Annotated in this window: 4 protein-coding genes; 2 read left to right on the top strand and 2 right to left on the bottom strand. The window is 71.0% G+C overall.

Annotation, left to right across the window (positions count from 1 at the left end; translation table 11 throughout):
- Positions 1-115: 115 nt before the first annotated feature.
- The gene (locus tag AB0C36_RS42780) at positions 116-1,309 is read right to left on the bottom strand and encodes an NAD(P)-dependent malic enzyme (protein WP_358365133.1); all 1,194 of its coding nucleotides are present in this window, start codon (positions 1,307-1,309) and stop codon (positions 116-118) included.
- Positions 1,310-1,819: 510 nt separating this feature from the next.
- Between AB0C36_RS42780 and AB0C36_RS42775 the strand changes: the two genes are divergently transcribed.
- Positions 1,820-2,371, top strand: a complete 552-nt coding sequence (locus tag AB0C36_RS42775; RefSeq protein WP_358365131.1) for a CGNR zinc finger domain-containing protein — start codon at positions 1,820-1,822, stop codon at positions 2,369-2,371.
- 7 nt (positions 2,372-2,378) lie between these two features.
- Here the strand turns inward: AB0C36_RS42775 and sodX are convergent, their stop codons facing one another.
- Positions 2,379-2,747 carry a nickel-type superoxide dismutase maturation protease gene (gene sodX / locus AB0C36_RS42770; RefSeq protein ID WP_358365129.1) on the bottom strand — a complete coding sequence of 123 codons (369 nt, stop codon included), beginning with the start codon at positions 2,745-2,747 and terminating at the stop codon, positions 2,379-2,381.
- 152 nt (positions 2,748-2,899) lie between these two features.
- On the opposite strand from sodX, the gene sodN reads away from it, so the two are divergent.
- A complete protein-coding gene (gene sodN / locus AB0C36_RS42765; RefSeq protein ID WP_358365126.1) occupies positions 2,900-3,304 on the top strand; it encodes a superoxide dismutase, Ni in 405 nt (134 codons plus the stop codon).
- Positions 3,305-3,381 lie beyond the last annotated feature (77 nt).

Here is a 3,381-nt window from a genome sequence, read left to right as displayed (position 1 = left end):
GTACCGTCCGCAGCGCCGATTCCGGGGAGTTGCTGCACGCCACGTGTCGGGGACCGCCCGCCAGGAGCAGGGGACGTACTGCCGCCCGCAAGGGGCGGGATCTGCCGCGAAGCCGTCAGAGGCGCGCGACACCGTCGCGGCGCGCGGCCTCGGCGACCGCGAGGGTCACCGCGGGCGCGACGCGCTCGTCGAACGGACTCGGGATCACCTTGTCGGCGGAGAGCTCGTCGGCGACGACGGCCGCGAGGGCCTCGGCCGCGGCGACCTTCATGCCCTCGGTGACGCGGGTCGCACGGACCGACAGGGCGCCGGCGAAGACGCCCGGGAAGGCCAGGACGTTGTTGATCTGGTTCGGGTAGTCGCTGCGCCCGGTCGCCACGACCGCGGCGTACTTCTGCGCGACCTCCGGCATGATCTCCGGGTCCGGGTTGGCCATCGCGAAGATGATCGCGTTCGGCGCCATGGTCGCCACGACCTCCTCGGGGACCTTGCCGGCCGAGACGCCCAGGAACACGTCGGCGCCTTCGAGGGCGACCTCGATGCCGCCCTTGAGCTTGGCCTTGTTGGTGAGCTCGGCGATGAGGCGCTTGATCGGCGTGAGGTCCTCGCGGCCCTCGTGCACGATGCCGCGCGAGTCGACGACGCACAGGTCGCCGATGCCGGCCTCGATGAGGATCTTGGCGATCGCGATGCCGGCCGCACCCGCACCCGAGATGACCGCGCGCAGGTCCTTCAGCTCGCGGTTGGTCACGATGGCCGCGTTGCGCAGCGCGGCGAGCGCCACGATCGCGGTGCCGTGCTGGTCGTCGTGGAAGACCGGGATGTCCAGGCGCTCCTGGAGGCGGCGCTCGACCTCGAAGCAGCGCGGCGCCGAGATGTCCTCCAGGTTGATGCCGCCGAACGACGGCGCGAGGCGCACGACGGTCTCGACGATGTCGTCCACGTCGGTGCAGTCGAGGGCGATCGGGACCGCGTCCACGCCGCCGAACTGCTTGAACAGCAGCGCCTTGCCCTCCATGACCGGCAGGGAGGCCTTGGGGCCGATGTCGCCCAGGCCCAGGACCGCGGTGCCGTCGGTGACGACGGCGACCGTGTTGGCCACCCAGGTGTAGTCGTTCACCAGGTCGGGGTTCTCGGCGATCGCGGTGCACACGCGGGCCACGCCCGGGGTGTACGCGAGGGACAGGTCGTCCTTGTTCCGGACCGGGACCGTCGACCGGATCTCCAGTTTGCCGCCCCGGTGCAGGGCAAACGCCGGATCGACGTCGTCCGGTGTGGTGCTCTCGGCCGGGATGATCTCCGCTGCCACAGTGACCCCTTTGTCAACGCAGTGAGTAAGTGGTGCAGCTCCTCAAGCGATGTACGCCACGACCAGGGGTAGACGCCCGGGGGTGGACCTACATCGAGCACGGCTGGATGCTGCCTGCCTCGCCGGGACCGGCGCTGCTGTCCGCGCACGCAATCCGACGAGGGTACGGGGGTCACCCGTGACATCTAGCTTTCCACAACCCCCGAGCGGCGGTACGTCGGGGCGATGACGCTGCCCTGAAGGCGGAATTGACCGTGGGTGTACGCGCACCGCCCTTGGCCGCCAAAGGTACTGCCACGGACAGTAGGGTGGGTGTAACCGCCGCCACACCTGGTGCCGCGAGAATCCGCCTTTGCGCGGCCCTTCGCGGTGCTCCGTGGTTTCCCCCGGTCCCCGGGGCTCCGAGGCGGCGGTCCAACCAGCAGTCCAGCCAACAGTCCAGCGAACAGTCCAGCGAACAGTCCAACCAGCGGTCCGCCCGGGCGGACCCCCGCCGGGAGGCGCACCGCAGTGGAGCTCGCGGCGTACGCCGACTACGCGGTCCGGCTGGTCAACACCGAGGCGCCCGGCCGGGGCACGGACGACCTGCGGACCACCGCCGACATCGCGCGGCTGCTGGACGCCGTGGGACGGCCGCCGTCGCGGGTGACCGAGTCGGACGTACCGCGGCTGCGGGCGGTCCGGGCGCGGCTGCGGGCGGTCTTCTCCGACGCGGTCGCGGGGCGGCACGACGACGCGGTCGCGACACTCAACGGACTGCTGGCCGAGTATCCGGTGCACCCGCGCGTAACCGGGCACGACGGCAAGCCGTGGCACATCCACCTCGCCGACGACCAGTCGGGCGCCGCGGAGTCGTTCGCCGCGGTGGCGGGCATGGGGCTCGCAGTGCGCATGACGTCGTTGGGCGTGGACCGCCTGGGCGTGTGCGACGCGGCGCCGTGCCGGAACGTGTTCGTCGACGGCTCGGCCAACCGGTCGCGGCGCTACTGCTCGGACCGCTGCTCGACGCGGGCCAACGTCGCGCAGTTCCGGGCCCGCCGCAAGGCGCGCGCCGCGGACTGACGCCTCGTCATCCCTCGAACGGGTTGTCGGTGCCGACGCGGCGCCACCACGGCCACGTCTTGCGGCGCACCGCGATGACGCGGGCGACCACCAACTCGTCGGGCACCGGCCCGAAGTGGCGGCTGTCGGTGCTGGGGTAGGGGTTGTCACCGAGCACCCACCAACCGCCGTCCCGGCGTTCGCGGACGCGCTTGAGCATGCCGACCTCGGGGCGGTCCGGGCGTACCGCCGCGACCACGTCACCCGGTCGGACGCGGGCTCCGTAGCGCACCAACACGCGGTCCCCGTCGACGAGATTGGGCAGCATCGACCCGCCTTCCACCTGGACCAGGCCCCAGGGAAACCGATGCCTGGCCGCCTCCGCGATGTCCGCCATGTCTTCTCCGTACTGGTTCTTCGTGGTCCGCCCGGGTCGCCCCGGGACACCGTTCACCCGAACACGCCCTCCCGGCAACCGGGGTGGCCGGGAAAACCGGCTCCTCCGGGAGTAGGGTCCCCGGTGGGAAGACGATCACAGAAAGGACTCTCATGTTCTCTCGTCTGTTCGCGCGTACGGTGACCGCCGAGGCGCACTGCGACCTCCCCTGCGGTGTCTACGACCCGGCTCAGGCCCGCATCGAGGCAGAGTCGGTCAAGGCCATCCAGGAGAAGTACCAGGGGAACGAGGACCCGGCGTTCCGCGCTCGGGCGATCGAGATCAAGGAGCAGCGCTCCGAGCTCGTCAAGCACCACCTGTCGGTGCTGTGGAGCGACTACTTCAAGGCCCCGCACTTCGAGAAGTACCCCAACCTGCACACCCTGTTCAACGACGCCGTCAAGGCGGCGGGCGCGGGCGGCACCAAGGGCTCCAACGACCCGGCCACCGGCCAGCAGCTGCTCGACCTGATCGCCCAGATCGACTCCATCTTCTGGGAGACCAAGAAGGCCGCCTGACGCCTCAGGCCGCCTGACCTGCGGAGGCACACGCCGCAGGTCCCCGGTCCGCCCCCGGTCCGCGGACTCCGTGTCGG

The sequence above is a fragment of the Streptodolium elevatio genome, assembly GCF_040649515.1.
Taxonomy (GTDB): Bacteria; Actinomycetota; Actinomycetes; order Streptomycetales; family Streptomycetaceae; genus Yinghuangia; species Yinghuangia elevatio.
Note: the sequence above shows the minus strand (reverse complement) of the source record. Positions and strands in the feature narration are given on the sequence as shown.